This window comes from Pseudomonas sp. FP2300 (assembly GCF_030687595.1).
Lineage (GTDB): Bacteria > Pseudomonadota > Gammaproteobacteria > Pseudomonadales > Pseudomonadaceae > Aquipseudomonas > Aquipseudomonas bijieensis.
Window position 1 is genome coordinate 2,045,337 of record NZ_CP117440.1, and the last position, 15,549, is coordinate 2,060,885.

The 15,549-nt window shown below is 60.6% G+C and carries 16 protein-coding genes; all 16 read left to right on the forward strand.

What is annotated here, in order from left to right; genetic code table 11:
* Positions 1–14 precede the first annotated feature (14 nt).
* Positions 15–2,066 carry an EscV/YscV/HrcV family type III secretion system export apparatus protein gene (locus tag PSH86_RS09015; protein WP_116831820.1) on the forward strand — a complete coding sequence of 684 codons (2,052 nt, stop codon included), beginning with the start codon at positions 15–17 and terminating at the stop codon, positions 2,064–2,066.
* Positions 2,067–2,100: 34 nt separating this feature from the next.
* Positions 2,101–3,387, forward strand: a complete 1,287-nt coding sequence (sctN, locus tag PSH86_RS09020) for a type III secretion system ATPase SctN (protein ID WP_305489287.1) — start codon at positions 2,101–2,103, stop codon at positions 3,385–3,387.
* Positions 3,371–3,826 carry a type III secretion protein gene (locus tag PSH86_RS09025; RefSeq protein ID WP_305489289.1) on the forward strand — a complete coding sequence of 152 codons (456 nt, stop codon included), beginning with the start codon at positions 3,371–3,373 and terminating at the stop codon, positions 3,824–3,826. The genes sctN and PSH86_RS09025 overlap by 17 nt, the downstream gene beginning before the upstream one ends.
* On the forward strand, positions 3,823–4,716 hold the full coding sequence (locus PSH86_RS09030; RefSeq protein WP_305489291.1) for a type III secretion effector protein: 894 nt from the start codon (positions 3,823–3,825) through the stop codon (positions 4,714–4,716). Before PSH86_RS09025 ends, PSH86_RS09030 begins: the two co-directional genes overlap by 4 nt.
* A complete protein-coding gene (locus PSH86_RS09035; RefSeq protein ID WP_305489293.1) occupies positions 4,713–5,636 on the forward strand; it encodes a FliM/FliN family flagellar motor switch protein in 924 nt (307 codons plus the stop codon). The genes PSH86_RS09030 and PSH86_RS09035 overlap by 4 nt, the downstream gene beginning before the upstream one ends.
* Positions 5,629–6,288, forward strand: coding sequence for an EscR/YscR/HrcR family type III secretion system export apparatus protein (locus PSH86_RS09040; protein WP_305489295.1), 660 nt, complete (start codon positions 5,629–5,631; stop codon positions 6,286–6,288). The genes PSH86_RS09035 and PSH86_RS09040 overlap by 8 nt, the downstream gene beginning before the upstream one ends.
* Before the next feature lie 10 nt (positions 6,289–6,298).
* Positions 6,299–6,553: an EscS/YscS/HrcS family type III secretion system export apparatus protein gene (locus tag PSH86_RS09045; protein ID WP_305489297.1), complete on the forward strand. Its 255-nt coding sequence runs from the start codon at positions 6,299–6,301 to the stop codon at positions 6,551–6,553.
* A gap of 3 nt (positions 6,554–6,556) precedes the next feature.
* On the forward strand, positions 6,557–7,360 hold the full coding sequence (gene sctT, locus PSH86_RS09050; protein WP_305489299.1) for a type III secretion system export apparatus subunit SctT: 804 nt from the start codon (positions 6,557–6,559) through the stop codon (positions 7,358–7,360).
* Entirely contained in the window at positions 7,335–8,369 is a 1,035-nt protein-coding gene (locus PSH86_RS09055; RefSeq protein WP_305489300.1) for an EscU/YscU/HrcU family type III secretion system export apparatus switch protein, read from the forward strand. Before sctT ends, PSH86_RS09055 begins: the two co-directional genes overlap by 26 nt.
* A 269-nt stretch (positions 8,370–8,638) precedes the next feature.
* Positions 8,639–9,121 (forward strand): type III secretion system translocator chaperone SicA, encoded by a 483-nt coding sequence (gene sicA, locus PSH86_RS09060; protein ID WP_305489302.1) that lies wholly within the window; start codon positions 8,639–8,641, stop codon positions 9,119–9,121.
* A 2-nt stretch (positions 9,122–9,123) separates the two neighbouring features.
* Positions 9,124–10,896: a type III secretion system translocon subunit SctE gene (gene sctE, locus PSH86_RS09065; protein WP_305489304.1), complete on the forward strand. Its 1,773-nt coding sequence runs from the start codon at positions 9,124–9,126 to the stop codon at positions 10,894–10,896.
* Positions 10,897–10,920: 24 nt separating this feature from the next.
* On the forward strand, positions 10,921–12,027 hold the full coding sequence (locus tag PSH86_RS09070) for an IpaC/SipC family type III secretion system effector (RefSeq protein ID WP_305489306.1): 1,107 nt from the start codon (positions 10,921–10,923) through the stop codon (positions 12,025–12,027).
* Between the two features lie 13 nt (positions 12,028–12,040).
* Positions 12,041–13,135, forward strand: coding sequence for an IpaD/SipD/SspD family type III secretion system needle tip protein (locus PSH86_RS09075; protein WP_305489307.1), 1,095 nt, complete (start codon positions 12,041–12,043; stop codon positions 13,133–13,135).
* Between the two features lie 79 nt (positions 13,136–13,214).
* On the forward strand, positions 13,215–13,481 hold the full coding sequence (locus PSH86_RS09080; protein WP_305489309.1) for a phosphopantetheine-binding protein: 267 nt from the start codon (positions 13,215–13,217) through the stop codon (positions 13,479–13,481).
* A gap of 385 nt (positions 13,482–13,866) precedes the next feature.
* Positions 13,867–15,003: a winged helix-turn-helix domain-containing protein gene (locus PSH86_RS09085; protein ID WP_232200390.1), complete on the forward strand. Its 1,137-nt coding sequence runs from the start codon at positions 13,867–13,869 to the stop codon at positions 15,001–15,003.
* Entirely contained in the window at positions 15,000–15,473 is a 474-nt protein-coding gene (locus PSH86_RS09090) for a transglycosylase SLT domain-containing protein (RefSeq protein WP_370873759.1), read from the forward strand. Before PSH86_RS09085 ends, PSH86_RS09090 begins: the two co-directional genes overlap by 4 nt.
* Positions 15,474–15,549 lie beyond the last annotated feature (76 nt).

A 15,549-nucleotide genomic window follows, 5' to 3' on the forward strand; every position in this document is an offset into this window, starting at 1 on the left:
GGAGCCAGTCCTGAATGCTCAATGTATTTTTGCGCAACGTCGGCGCTCGCCCGGAACTGCTGATCCTGACCTTGATGGTGATGATCATCGCCATGCTGATCATCCCCCTGCCGACCGTGCTGGTGGATTTTCTCATCGGCCTGAACATCGTCATCTCGCTGTTGGTGTTCATGGGCTCGTTCTACATCGAGCGCATCCTCAGCTATTCGACGTTCCCGGCGTTGCTGCTGTTGACGACGTTGTTTCGCCTGGCGCTGTCGATCAGCACCAGCCGCTTGATTCTCAGCCAGGCCGATGCCGGCGAGATCATCGCGTCGTTCGGTGACTTCGTCATCGGCGAAAGCCTGGTGGTGGGCTTCGTGATTTTCTCCATCGTCACCATTGTCCAGTTCATCGTCATCACCAAAGGCTCGGAACGGGTCGCTGAGGTGGCGGCGCGCTTCTCCCTGGACGGCATGCCCGGCAAGCAGATGAGCATCGACGGTGACCTCAAGGCCGGCGCCATCGACGCGGCCCAGGCCCGGGAAAAACGCAGCGTGCTGGAGCGTGAAAGCCAGTTGTACGGCTCTTTCGACGGCGCGATGAAGTTCATCAAGGGCGATGCCATCGCCGGCATCATCATTATTTTCGTCAACTTCATCGGCGGCATGGCCATCGGCGTCGGGCAACTGGGCATGGACATGTCCACGGCCCTGTCGACCTACACCCTGTTGACCATCGGCGATGGCCTGGTAGCGCAGATCCCCGCGTTGCTGATCGCCATCGGCGCCGGTTTCATCGTCACCCGGGTCAACGGCGATGACAGCAACCTGGGGCGCAACATGCTCGCCCAGATGCTGGGCAACCCGTTCGTCCTCGGCGTCACCGCGTTGCTGGCGGTGGGCGTGGGCCTGTTGCCGGGGTTTCCGCTGTTGACCTTTCTCTCGATCGCTTGTGTGCTGGGGCTGGTGGTGTTTGTGCGCCACCGCCGATCCTCGCGCCCGGCCGGCTCGGGGGAAAGCCGTACCGCATCCGCCGAGCAGGACGCGTTGCCGAGCGATTCCGGGCTGCTGGAGGATGTCGACAACATTGCCACCGAAACCGTCGCCCTGATGCTGCTGGTGCCCTCTGCGCGCCTGCAAGCGCTGGAGAAGGACCGTTGGACGGCGCGCTTTCGCAGCCAGTTCTTCGTCGATTATGGACTGCGCATTCCCGAACCGCAGCTACGGGCCAGCGAGGCACTGCCGGTCCATCAAGTGGCGGTGCTGATCAATGAAGTGCGTGCCGAGCAGTTCGATATTCATTTCGAGCACTGGCGCCTGCTGGACTATTCCCCGGAACTGGAACCCTTGGGTTTTGCCCTGGTGCGCGGCAACGACAGCAATCGCCTGGGCGGCGTCTGGGTCACCGCAGCCGACCGCGAGCGAGTGCAGCAGTTGGGCTATCACCTGCGTGCGGCAGATGAAGAATGCTATCGCTGCCTGGTCACGTTGCTGGCGCGCAACATCCAGGAGTTTTTCGGTGTGCAGGAAACCAAGCAGTTGCTCGACGAAATGGAGGTGCGCTACCCCGACCTGCTCAAGGAAGTCTATCGCCACGTCACGGTGCAGAAGATCGCCGAAGTGCTGCAACGCCTGATTGGCGAGCGTATCTCCGTGCGCAACATGAAGCTCATCCTTGAATCCCTCGCCCATTGGGCCTCCCGGGAAAAGGACGTGCTGGCGCTGGTCGAGCACGTACGCGGCGCGATGGCCCGCTACATCAGCAACAAGTTTGCCCAGGGCAACGACCTGCGGGTGCTGTTGCTGTCGGCGGAGTTCGAAGACGTGGTACGCCGGGGCATCCGGCAAACCTCGGGCGGCAGTTTCCTCAACCTGGAACCGGCCGAGTCCGAAGAGCTGATGGACCGCCTCAGCGTCGGCCTGGACAGTGTGCACATCGCCCACAAGGACATGGTGCTGCTGTGTTCGGTGGATGTGCGGCGCTATATCAAGAAACTGATCGAGGGACGCTTCCGGGAGCTGGACGTGATGTCGTTCGGCGAAATCTCCGAGACGGTCTCGGTCAATGTCATCAAGACCCTGTGAGGTTGAAAATGCTACCGATGGATATCGCCGGGCGATGAACCTGCGACTGGAAAAGCAGGCCGCCCATCCCTTGCGTTTGAGCGGACCCTTGATCGAAGCGGCGCTGGACGGGGTGGTGATCGGCGAAGTCTGTGACGTGCGCCGGCATTGGCGTTTGCCCGAGGTCACGGCGCGGGCGCAGGTGATCGGTTTCAAACCCGGCGTGGTTTTGCTCAGTTTGCTGGGCGATGCCAAAGGCCTGTCCCGGGAATCGATGATCGTGCCCACGGGCGCGATCCTGCAGCTGACTTGTAGTGATGCCTTGCTCGGCAGTGTGGTGGATCCCCAGGGCACGGTTGTCGAGCGCCTGGCACCGTCGACGGCGGTGGCGCAACAGGACCGTCCAGTGGATGCCGACCCGCCGACGTACCAGCAACGGCGCCCGGTGGCGGAACCCTTGAGCACCGGCATTCGCGTGATCGACGGCTTGCTGACCTGCGGTGTCGGCCAGCGCATCGGCATTTTTGCCGCCGCCGGGTCCGGCAAGACCACCTTGATCAATATGCTGATCGAACACACGGACGCGGATGTGTTCGTGATTGGCCTGATTGGCGAGCGCGGCCGTGAAGTGACCGAGTTCATCGAGCATTTGCGCCAGTCGCCCAAGTGCGCCCGGTGTGTGGTGGTGTACGCCACTTCGGATTTTTCCTCGGTGGACCGCTGCAACTCGGCGCTGCAAGCCACGGCTATCGCCGAGTATTTCCGCGACCAGGGAAAGCGCGTGGTGTTGCTGCTGGACTCGTTGACCCGCTACGCCCGCGCTCGCCGCGACCTGGCCTTGGCGGCCGGTGAAGCGCCGGCGCGGCGCGGTTATCCGGCCTCGGTGTTCGATGCCTTGCCGCGCTTGCTGGAACGACCTGGCGTGACGGCGAGCGGCAGCATCACCGCCTGGTACACGGTGCTGTTGGAAAGTGACGATGAACCGGACCCGATTGCCGAGGAAATCCGCTCGATTCTCGACGGCCATGTCTATCTCAGCCGGGCCCTGGCGGCCAAGGGGCACTACCCGGCCATCGATGTACTGCGCAGCGTCAGCCGCGTGGCGACGCAAGTCACCACGCCGCAGGTCCAGCAACTGGCAGCGTCGACCCGGGAAACCCTGGCGCGTCTTGAGCAACTGCAGGTCTTTCTCGACATGGGCGAGTACAGCCCGGGCGCGGACGCGGCTAATGACCACGCCATGCAGCGTCGCGAAGCCCTCAGTCAGTGGTTGCGCCAGCCAACGGGCGAGTGTTGCGCGCCGGACGAAACCTTGCGAAGCCTGCATGAAATCATTGCCTGACCAGCGGCGGCTGTTGGCCTTCAGTCAGTTCCGCCGGCAACGCGGCGAACAGGCCGTGCTGCGGGTCCAGCGCCAGTTGCAGCCGCTGCTTGCCGAGCGCGCTGGCTTCGAGGAACAGGAGGCCGCGCTGCAACGCTTGTTGGCCAGTCATCGGGCCAATGACTGCGTGCTGGATCACGGGCAGCTGTTGGCGCTGTTGCGCACCCAGGCGGTGATCCGGCGGCGGATCGATCTGCTGCGTGTCGAGCGCGGCCGCTTGGAGCAGCAGTGCCGGCAGGTCGAGCAGCAGTTGCAGGAGCAGCATGAACACCTGCGCTTGCTCCAGCGCAAGCATGACAAGTACGTGCGTTCAGTCCAGCAATTGTTGCATGCGCAACGGCTCGAGGCGGTGCGCCGGGAAGAACGAGAGTTGGAAGAGACGATTGGGGTTCGGCGATGAAAGAAATATCTGTGGTGCCTGCTCGACCGGTGCAAACCCTGGACCCCGTCGATGAAGGCCCAATCGACGAGCTGCAAGACCCGCTCGTCCCAGTGCAAGAGGATGAGCTGCCGCAAGGCGTGCTGGATCTTGTGGTTGCGCTGATTCGGCAGCGACAACCGACGATGGAGAACGCCCGGGCAGTGACGGGGCATTCGATGAACATGGCCCAGACGGCGGTGGATGTCGATCACGATGAAGCACGATCGATTGTCCCGACAACGACGGACGTGGAACCTGATAGAGCACGACCGGCAGCCCGCAATGCGATGCCTTTTCCACACGCCGATCTGCTGTTCAATAAAGCGATGCAACAGGCGTTGCCCCAACGCCTGGAGCCGGGTGCTTCCACCCGCGATCACCTGGCGGCGCCGACATCCCCAGCGTCGGTCGAGCCGATGGCGCTCGATCCTTTCACCGCTGCCGATGCGCGCTCGATACCGCGCTTCGATGAGCCGTTGCCCCAAGCACCGCAGAGCCTTCACGGCACGCTTCATACTCCTTCGGTTTCCCCTGCATCGATCCCGCCAGCGGCAACATCGGCAGCGCTGCCAACGCCCGAAGTCATGGTCGAGCCCTTGTCGGGTGCCGACCGGGGCTTACTGCAAGTGCCTTTCAACAGAGGGGCGGCCAGCGGCCAAGTGACGATCAGTCGGTTGCCCGAGGAACCCACTCGGCAACTGACGCTCAGCCCCAGCAATGCCCAGGTGTTCGAGCAACTCAAGGCGCCTTTCGAACTGGCCCGGGAACCTGCCTGGCGGTTGGCTGATAGTGGTGGCGAGCAGCAGCGCCAGGGTTCACAGCAGCAGCCGGATGAAGATCAGGATGAACAGTCCGGGTTTGAAGCGTGAGCGCATTGCGGCTCCGTCGGATCGATTCTGTCGCCCATGCCCGCGCGCAGGCGATTCAACGCTGGCGGCGCACCGGTCGGGACGCGGGGTTGGGCAAGGTGCCGGTGCGCTCCGGCTACTTGGGTTTTTGCGCAGCGGCTGATGGCGCGGATTGGCGCGGGCTGATCCTCGCCCACGACTGGCTGCATCACACGCTCCCGACCTTGCAATCGTTGCTGGTGCTCGAATGCCCGTTGCCGAGCATCGTCGAACTGTTCCAGGCGGTGCCACGGCCCTTGTTGCTGGAGGTGGAGGAGTTGCGTTACCGCACGCTGACGGACGTCGAATGCGTGGCCCCGACGCGATTGCCAACGCACGACTTGCCGTGGCTCGACACACCGCGAGGGCGCGTTTGGTTGACCCAATTGCCGTCCCGCATCGCCGTGCGTGCTCCGTTGGGTGCTGACTCATGGCTGAGGGACTTGCCGGTGCGCCTGGCGCTGATGCTCGGCGTCAGCCACCTGAGTCTTGCCAGTCGGATGCGCCTGGGTGAAGGCGATGTGCTGCGCATCACCCAGCGGGCTCAACGCTGTTTTCTGGCGGATCGCTGCCTTGGCGTTTTTACCTTTAGCGAAGAGGGTTTACACATGCAATCGACCGTGGCCGATGCCCATCCAGAGAACACGCCCGAACCTGACGTGGACATCGATTTCAGTGCGCTCCCGGTACGCCTGGAGTTCCTGCTCGCGACCCACGACACCGACCTGGCGACGTTGTCGCACATCATCGCCGGGCAACTGATCCCGTTGGCTGAGAACGCCGTGCGACACATCGAGGTTCGCGCCAACGGCAAGCCGATTGCCCTGGGAGAGTTGGTGCAGCTGGACGACCAGTTGGGCGTCGAGCTGCTGAAGGTCTATCGGAACGACGGCGATGAATGACGTCTCGCTGATCGCGCTGCTGGCATTCGCTTCGCTGTTGCCGTTCCTGGTGGCGGCGGGCACCTGCTACCTCAAGTTCTCCATCGTCTTCGTCATCGTGCGCAACGCCTTGGGCCTGCAACAAGTGCCGTCGAACATGGCGCTCAATGCGATTGCGCTGATGCTGGCGATTTTCGTCATGACGCCGGTCATGAAACAGGGCCATGACTACTACAAGCGCGAGGCGGTGGCCTTCACCGACATCGAGTCGGTGGTGAATTTCGCCGAGAACGGCCTGGGCAGCTACAAGGACTACCTGCGCAAGTACACCGACCCGGAGCTGGCGCTGTTTTTCGAACGGGCCCAGGTGGTCCAGGATGAAACCGACGCCGACTGGCCCGCCGATGAAGAACTGGCGCCGTCGTTGTTTTCGCTGCTGCCGGCCTATGCCCTGAGCGAAATCAAGAGCGCCTTCAGGATCGGCTTCTACCTGTACCTGCCCTTCGTGATCGTCGACCTGGTGATCTCCAGCATCCTGCTGGCGCTGGGCATGATGATGATGAGCCCGGTGATCATTTCGGTGCCGATCAAACTGGTGCTGTTCGTCGCCCTTGACGGTTGGGCGCTGCTGTCGACCGGGCTGGTCAGGCAATACCTGACTTTGCTGGCATAGGCCCACGCCCATGAATGAACTGGTCTATGCCGGTAACAAGACCCTGTACCTGATCCTGCTGATGGTGGCCTGGCCGATCATTGTCGCCACCGTGGTCGGCCTGGTGGTCGGCTTGGTCCAGACCGTGACCCAGTTGCAGGAGCAGACACTGCCATTCGGCTTCAAGCTGGTGGCGGTCGCCGTGTGCCTGTTTTTGCTCTCGGGCTGGTACGGCGAAACCCTGCTGGATTTCAGTCGTGAAGTCATTCGCCTGGCGTTGGGTTAGGCGATGTCGGTGACGTTGTTCTTCGAGCTGTACGCCTGGTTCGCTGCGGCGCTGTTGGGCGTGGCGCGCCTGGCACCGATTTTCTTCATGTTGCCGTTTCTCAACGGCGGTGTGCTGACCGGCGTGGCGCGCCAAGCGGTGATCGTCTTGGTCGCGCTGGGGTTCTGGCGCTACGTTGGCGTGCCCGCGCCGGCCCTCGACAGCGTGGCCTTTCTTGGCCTGGTGTTGCGCGAGGCGGGTATCGGCGTGTTGCTGGGGGGGCTGCTGTGTTGGCCGTTCTGGGTGCTGCACGCCATGGGCAACCTGATCGACAACCAGCGCGGGGCCATGCTCAGCAGCACGGTGGATCCGGCCAACGGTGTCGATACCTCGGAGTTGGCGAATTTTCTCCAGCTGTTTGCGGCGGCGGTGTACCTCGAAGGTGGCGGCATGTTGCTGATGCTCGAAACCGTCGGTCACAGTTATCGCATTTGCACGCCGGCGAACGACTGCCAGATACACCTGCCGGCCCTCTATGGTTTGCTCGATGGGTTGGTGAGCAAGACCCTGGTGATCAGCGCACCGGTGGTCGCCACCTTACTGGTCAGCGAAGCGTTGCTCGGTTTGCTCTCGCGGTATGCGCCGCAGATGAACGCCTTTTCGGTGTCGCTGACGGTCAAGAGCCTGGTGGCGCTGGTGGTGTTGATGTTGTATTTCGGCGTGCATCTGCCGGATGAAGTCTTGCGCATGGGCACAACGTCCGATGGGTTGGCCCGCTATCTGGGTGGCGGGGAGGGCGGGCATGTCGTCCAGCGCCTCGAAGACTGAAAAACCCACCGCCAAGCGTCTCCGGGATGCCGCGCGCAAAGGCCAGACGTTCAAGGCCAAGGACCTGGTCATCACCTGCCTGACGTTGTGTGGCATCAGCTACATGGTTTTCAACAGCTCGCTGGGCGAGATCATGGAGGTTTACCGGCGCATCATCGCCAGCGACTTTGACGCGGACCTGCAAGCCTACTCGGCCATGCTGGTGCAGGTCGGCCTCAAGGCGTTGCTGCCGCTGTTGTTGGTGTGCGTGCTGACCAGTGCCTTGCCGGCCCTGCTGCAAAGCGGTTTTGCCCTGGCCAGCGAAGCATTGAAGCTGAACCTCGGTGCGCTGAACCCGATCAATGGCTTCAAGAAACTGTTCAGCCTGCGCACCGTCAAGGACACCTTCAAGGCGCTGTTGTACCTGGGCAGTTTTGCCATGGCGCTGTGGCTCGTCTGGGTCACCCAGCGGCAATTGCTATTCGCCCAACTGTTCGCCCAGGCGCCGGACCTGTTCGCGATCTGGGGACACTTGTTGCTGGTGCTGGTGCTGGCATTCCTGGCCTGCGTCCTGCTGATCGTCGTGCTCGACGCCCTCAGCGAATACTGGTTGTTCATGAAGGACCAGATGATGGACAAGGATTCGGTCAAGCGTGAGCACAAAGAGCAGGACGGCAACCCACAGATCAAGGGCCGTCGCCGCGATCTGCACATGGAGCTGTTGTCGGAGCAGGTCAAGTCCGATGTGCGCAGCTCACGCATGATCATCGCCAACCCCACCCACATTGCCATCGGCGTGTATTTCCGCCCGGAAATCATCCTGCTGCCGTTTATCTCCCTGATGGAAACCAACCAGCGCGCACTGGCCGTGCGGGCGTATGCCAAGGAGGTCGGGGTGCCGGTGATCAACGACGTCGCCTTGGCCCGGCGGATCTTCAAGACCCACCAGCGCTACAGCTTTCTGCAGGTGCAGGAGATCGAGGAAGTGCTGCGGTTGTTGATCTGGCTGGAGCAGGTTGAACAGGCTTGAGGCCCAGCCCAACCCTGGTGGCAAGGAGGGGCTGTGGGAGCAAGGCTTGCCCGCGATGCAGGCGCCTCGTTTCCCCTGAGACCGCGCGGTCCTCATCGCGGGCAAGCCTTGCTCCCACAGAAATCCCCTCGCCACAAAAGCATTCTCGCCAGGCAGGAGGTTCTTGCGCGTTTCAACAACGGCATGAGCGCAATTTGGCAGCGGGCCTCCCGACGTTTTGGCTCAATGGCACCGGTCAGCGACGCTGACTTTTTTCAGGAGTATGGCTGATGAGTCGCGACAACAAACAAGACGAACAGGTGGCCCAGGACGTCGTCGACGCGATGCTCGGTGGGGCGGCGTTGAAAGATGTGCAAGGCCTCAGTGACGAGCACATGGACAGTCTCTATGCCTTCGCTTTCCAGTTCTACGAACAGGGGCGGCTGGACGATGCCGAGAAGTTCTTTCACTTCCTGTGCATCTACGACTTCTACAACAGCCATTACTGGATGGGACTGGCTGCGGTGCACCAGCTCAAGCAAAACCACCAGAAGGCCATCGACCTGTATGCCATCGCTTTTGCCCAAGGCAAGAACGATTACCGACCGATGCTGTACACCGGCCAATGCCATCTGGCCCTGGGCAGGATCGGCAAGGCCCGGTTGTGTTTCGAATACGTGCTTGAGCAAGCCACGCAAGACGATCTGCGAGAGCAGGCCAAGGTGTATCTCGACACCTTGGCCCACATGGAACAGCAATGTTCGGAGGACTGAACATGAGTGAAATCAGAAGCACCCCAAGCCCCGCATTCCAGGGGGGGATGAGTCGCAGCGAAGCCTTTGAAAAATATGGTGCGGCGGCCAGCAAGGCCGTCAGGACCGCCGATTTTCAGGCGGCCGGCAAGCAAGCCCTGGCGGACCTGATGTCGGTGAAATACGAAGGTCAGAATGGCCCGTCCGTCGCCGCTACTGGCCGGCCCGTGCTGCATGCGCCAGCGCTGCGCGCCGATGGCAACAAACAGGAAACCAACGGTGATCTGTTCACGCTGTTGATGGCGATGATCAGTGAGCTGATCGGTGAGGTCGACGTCAAGAAACTGAGCAACCGCTTGGCGATGTTGCAGAGCATGGCCGGTGCCAAGCAGCAGGGCTATGCCAACCTCTCGGCTGAATACGCCGCAGCCGTCCAGGCCTTGGAGGCTGCCGAGGGCCAGGTCGGCAGCAGCCAGGGACACCTCGAACAGTTGCGTGAACGAGTCCAGCAGGTCCAGGGCCTGCTGGAAGACAGCGAAGCGCGCCTGGCGCAGTTGGACCCTGATTCGCCGGAGTACGCCCAGGAGCTGGCCCGTCGCGATCAGCTCAAAGGCGAACTGGCGAGCCATACCCAAGCCTTCAATGTGGCAGTCGACGCTCATCTGAAGCTGATCGAGATCGCCAATGCCTTTGCCAAAACCCTGAGCGGGGTGGTCGCGAAGGTGCTGGTGGTGTCCGGCACCAGCGGCCCCGCCCTCAAGGACACCGATGAAAAAGCCCTCAGCAGCAGTGCCCTGGCGTTGCTCAATCGCTTGAAGATCATCGAACTGCTCGGCGAGGCGGCGCAGAACAAAGAGGAACTCAGCCAGGAGTTGTTCCAAGCGTTGCAGGTCAAGCTTCAGGAACACATGAAGCGGGAGTCGGATAAATACCTGGAAGAAGTCCGCAAGGCCGAGGCATTGCAGAAAACCATGGGCTGCATCGGCAAGATCGTCGGGGCGATCTTGAGCGCGGCAACCATTGTTGCCGGGGTGTTGACCGCCAACCCGGTGCTGATTGTGGTGGGTGTGATTGGCGCGGGGGTGATGATTGCCGATGCGGTGGTCGAGGAAAAAACCGGCAAGTCGTTCATGGCCGAAGCGATGAAACCGCTGACCTTCGTCATGCAGGAAGCCATCAAGCGGTTCTCCGAGATGTACAGCCAAATGCTGATAGACCTGGGCGTTGATGAAGACAAGGCCAAGGAAATCGGGCAGATCGCCGGCATGATCCAGGGCGTCGTTTCGACGCTGGCCGCCGTCGCGCTGGTGGTCATGGTCGGGGCGCAGGTGATCGGGCCGATGATCAGCGCCGTCGCCTCGAAACTGGCATCGGTGGCCGCCCAGGCCGCGCCTGTCGCGATGCAAGCCATGAAGCAGATGGCAACGTCGGTGGGCAACTCGCTGACCCAGATACTCACGCAGTTGCGCGGGTTCATCACCAACGGCGCCGATGCGGTATCGCTGGCCCGTTATGCCGCCAACCTGGAGATCGCCCAGGCCGTCACCGAGTTCGGCAATGTCGCGGTACAAGGCGGGCTGCAAATCAAAAGCGGCCAACACCAGGCCCAGGCTGCCGTGCACCTGGCCAATGTGCGGGTACGCATGGCAATCAGCGAGGAAATCAGCGCCTACCTGACTCAGGTGGTCGAGCACTACGGTCAGGCGATGCACGAACGAACCCGCCAGATCGAGCAGCTATTTGCCGACATGCAACGCAGCCATTCCGTCAGCCTGCAAATGGTTCGGCATGTTTGAAATCACCTACAACAGGTATCCATGATGACCACTATTCACGCTCCAATCAGAATCGCCCCCGTTGTCATTGACCACGATCTGACCAATGACGCGAGGTTGAGCGAGTCAGTCGCTCAAGAGCATCTTTCAAAGGATCTCAAAGCCAAGTCCCTTTTGGACTCTCGGATTTCCGACAGCAGCCTCGCCAGGCAAGTACTCAAGAACGGCGGCTTCATAGCGCCCTCGGCTGTGGAACTGGAGCGTGAAATCAACGGCTACCAGCCCACTGAATCAGACTGGCAGGACTGTCTTTCAGCCTCGATGATGCTCAGCGATGAAGTACGCAACGACCTGATATTCGACCCCGGTGCATGGGAGAAACACGCCAACGTGTTGGTGGCCGCGATCATCGCGCTGAACATCGCCCGAGTGGCCAACGCGCAACTGCGCGGGCATTTCAGCGTCATGGCCTCCGATGCGGCCAAGGCCCAAGGCGCGGCGATTGTCGAGTCCGGCAAGGCGGCGATGTACAGCGCCATCACTGGGGCAATCGTGTCCGGAGCCATTTCCGGATTCGCCCTGCTCAAGACTTTCCAGGGCCAGAAGTTGAGGCATGCGGACATCGACTTGCACAAGCGCAACGCCATGGACGCTCGCGATATCGAACGCGACCTCAAGCTTGAGCGCAACCGTACCGAGTGGAATCCGCAGACCACCTACAAGATCAAGACCGTGGATGACTTCGGTCGCCCGACGACGGTCGATTTCAAACCCAAGGCTTCGTCCCGGTCATCCCAGGATCAAGCCTGGTTCGACAAGCAAATCCTCAACGCGCAAAAGGTCAGTGAGACCTCTGATTGGTTGAGCCAGATGGGCAGCAAGGGGATCGACAAGAAACTGGAAATCGGCCGCGCGCTCAGCGCCATGTCGATGAGCTTGAGTCAGGTGGTGGCGAGCATGGTGCGCCTGACCGAGCACGCCGCCCGGGAAAAAGAAGTGCTGCAGCAAAGTGCGCAGAACAGCCAGAAGAGCCTGAGCGATGAAGTCGGCCAGAAAGACGCGGCCGATGCGGCGCTCTTGCAAAAACTGATGGACATGGTGATGCAGCTTTTTCAAGGGCGCAGCGATGTCATTCGCGCCCTGACGGCTTGAGGAGAAGAGCCCCATGGAGATCGCGCCATTTACTCGTCCCCCTATCGTATTGCTGCCGAACGTGGAGACCATCACTGATACGGCACCGCCTCTCGAGGTACCCGTTGAAGTTCAAACGGTCAGTTCCCTGACCCATCTGCTGGACCGGTCCATGAACGCCATGAATCGCGGCCTCGGCCAAATGCTCAAGTGCCCGTCAATCACCGCCAAGCAGATGGACGGCATGACCAGCGAGGCGACAGCGCAGCCGTTCATCGCGGAGTTTGTCGAACAGATCCACGCCAAGCGTGACCGAGCGCAAATGTTGGCCATGCAGCTGCGCCAGTGCTGTGCCGTGATGACCCACAGTCTGAAAGCCGGGCTGTTGGACGAAAGCCAACTCCAGCAGGTCGATGAGGAACACAACCAAATCCTCCACGCCCTCGAACGACATTTGGAAGAGCACAAGCCCCTTGAGATCGCAGAGGCCTTGGATGCAACGATAAATTCATCGAATGACTTCTTCGAAAAACTCCTTGAACTGATCGACCTGATCAAGAACGGCTACCTCGCCGGTTACGAACATATCATCTCGGCCTATACGGACTTCTTCGCCGCCTTCAATGCCCGAATCACCGCGATGATGAAAAATTGGGTCGAAGGGGCGAACGACGGTAAAGATGTCAGGTTGAACGCGGGTGCACTGCACGCTGCGTTGACGCAACTGATCGCCGATTACAGCCATCCGAACCCGGCCTCCATTCTGTTTCCGAAACCGGGCGAAGAAGCCAGCGAGGAAGAAGCAGACAAATGGCGTCAAGCACTGGGCTTGCCTGCTAATTGCCTTAAACCAAACGGCGACGGTACTTGGTGCGTGGTCATCGATACCGGGCCGCTGACGTTAATGAAAAAAGACCTGCCCTCCAGCGGCACGGTGACCTGGGATACCGCCAAATACAACCAATGGCAAACCGGCTTCAACGCCCAGGAGGAACGCTTGAAAAACATGCTGCAGTCGTTGACGCAGAAGTACTCGAATGCCAATTCGTATCATGACAATTTCAATAAGACCTTGTCGGCGCATTTGAATCAGTTTGCGGATATGTTGAGGGCGATGTTGAATTTCTAGGATTAGCGACAGCGACGATATTGAGTCTGGCTTGGCGTGTACATGTTCCACGTCCGCCAGATTTCTTAGGAAAGAAAAAATGTCAGAAAATCCAATTGATCGGTTTGAAAGTATCCACGCGATCATCAAGTCGTTGGTGGTGGGTATGCCCCTTCGTGGTCGAGTCATTGGCGGTGGTTCGCGGTTGGTCGAAGACCTGTCTATCGATTCCATGAGTCTGGTCGAGCTTGTTTTGGAGCTGAATAACGCTTTCGGTATTGAGTTGTCCGAAGCTGAAGTGAAGGAATGGAGGACGATGCAGGATGTCGTCGATTCGGTGCGCAGGCACATGGAGAGTAGCCCTTGATGGGTACCTGTTCGGGTGGGCAGCGCTTTTTTAAGTGCATCGCTGTGTTTATTCGCCCATCCCGGTCTGGTTAAGTGTTCTAGCTTGATTTTATTGAGTTCCTTCCTACGGTTCTCGTCTCTGTTTCCTACGTTAATAGCATTCAGTACCCTACGGAATCCTCCTACGCATCTTCCTATAGTCACGAAGCTCGTCATCCCGAGCCTGTCACACCACAGGCTCAATCGCGCTTCAGTAACTTTCTATAGAGAAATCCCTGAGTATGGACAGTGCAACTGATCAACCGCCGGTGAAGTCATTCGTTTTTGACCACTGGCTATTGCAAAGCGATGGAACGCTGATGCGAGATGGACAAGGAGTTCATGTTCCTCCCAAAGAGCTGCACGTGCTGCGCCTGTTGTTGACGTCGGCGGGTACGGTCGTGAGTAAGGATTATCTGCTTGATCATGTCTGGCCAAGGATGGATGCGGCGGAGGAGTCGTTGACCCGGTGTATCTATGCCTTGCGCAAGTTGTTCAAGGAGAACAAGGGCTACATTGCGACGGTTTACGGCCAGGGTTATAGGTTTACCGGTTCCGTGGTCGAGCTCGACGTGCCGAGCCAGGCGAGGGTGATGGCGCCTTCGCTGGCGGTCTTGCCTTTTCGCAATCTGGACGAGATCGCGGCGCTGGATCTGCAGGATCTGATGATCCGCCAACTGACCGCGGCGTTCGGTGAGGCGCTGCATGTCATTCCCTCGGGGCTGATCGCGGCCTGCGGGGCGTCGGGCGATGTGCGCTCGTTGGCCGGGCGGTTGTCGGCGGATTATTGCTTGAACGGTCGTTTTATCGGTGCGGGCGGGTTGCAACACTGGTCGATCGAGTTGATTCGTGGACGCGACCAGGCGCTGCTGCATGGACAGACGTTGGATGCCTGGGATCCGGGGGAGGCGCTGGGCGCGTTGACATGTCTGGTGGCGCAGCGCGTACCCGGGTTGCGTCCGGTGGGTGAGCGCTGTGGATCTTATGCGGTGGCGGTGGCGTATCTCAATGGCTTGTGCAGTGTGCAGCAGCACACGGCGCAAAGCCTGCGCGATGCTCTTGTGCTGTTCAGGCAGTGTTTGAAACTCGATGCCGGCTACGCGCCGCCCTGGTGCGGTTTGGCGGATGTGTGGCTGGGGCAGGCGATGATGGGCCTGGGCGACCCGGAGCGCGCCATCGAAGAGGCGCATTCGGCGGTTTCCAATGCATTGGCGCTGGACCCCGGCAGCATCCCGGCATTGACGCGCCTGGCGTTGCTCACCAGTTTGCGCGGCTGCGAGCAGGCGGCCCAGGTGTTGTTCCGCCGCTGCCTGTTGTCGGCCGATCAGGCCGACGTGCTGTACTTTCATGCCTGGCATCACTGGTTCTGGCGGCGCAACGAGCAGGCGGCGGACATGATCGACCAATGCCTGGAGCATGATCCGGGTTGTGTACGGGCGCAGATCATGCGGGTGCGTATTCACGAACAACTGACGTGGATCCGCGAGCGGCGCCTGGCATGAGGTGGCGCAGGAGCAAATGGTTGTGCTGGCCGGTGTGTCTGGGCCTGGGGCTTGGAATGGCCCAGGCGCATGCCTGGTGCTGGAGCAGGGCGGGGCAGTTGCATGCCATCGAACCGGAACTGCTGCAAGCGATTGCCGATGTCGAATCCGGGCAGCGGCCAGATGCGATCAACCACAACCGCAATGGCACCCGCGATATCGGGTTGATGCAGATCAACAGCATTCATCTGCCTCGATTGCGTGCCCGAGGCATTACCGAGCAACGCCTGCTGGATGAGCCGTGCCTGTCGGTGGAGGTCGGTGCGTCGGTGCTGGCCGAGTTTATCGCCCGTCATGGCTACAACTGGACGGCGGTCGGCGCCTACAACGCTGGCAATTCACCCCACCGGCAAGCCGCGCGGCTTCGCTACGCGCGCAAAGTCTGGCAACGCTATCGAGTGCTCACCCAGGCTCGACAATCGGCGCGATGAGCGGGCTGGCGCAGGATTCTGATCCTTTGCCGGAGGCAATCGACAGAATTCGATCAGGAATCCTGCCGCCGGCCTT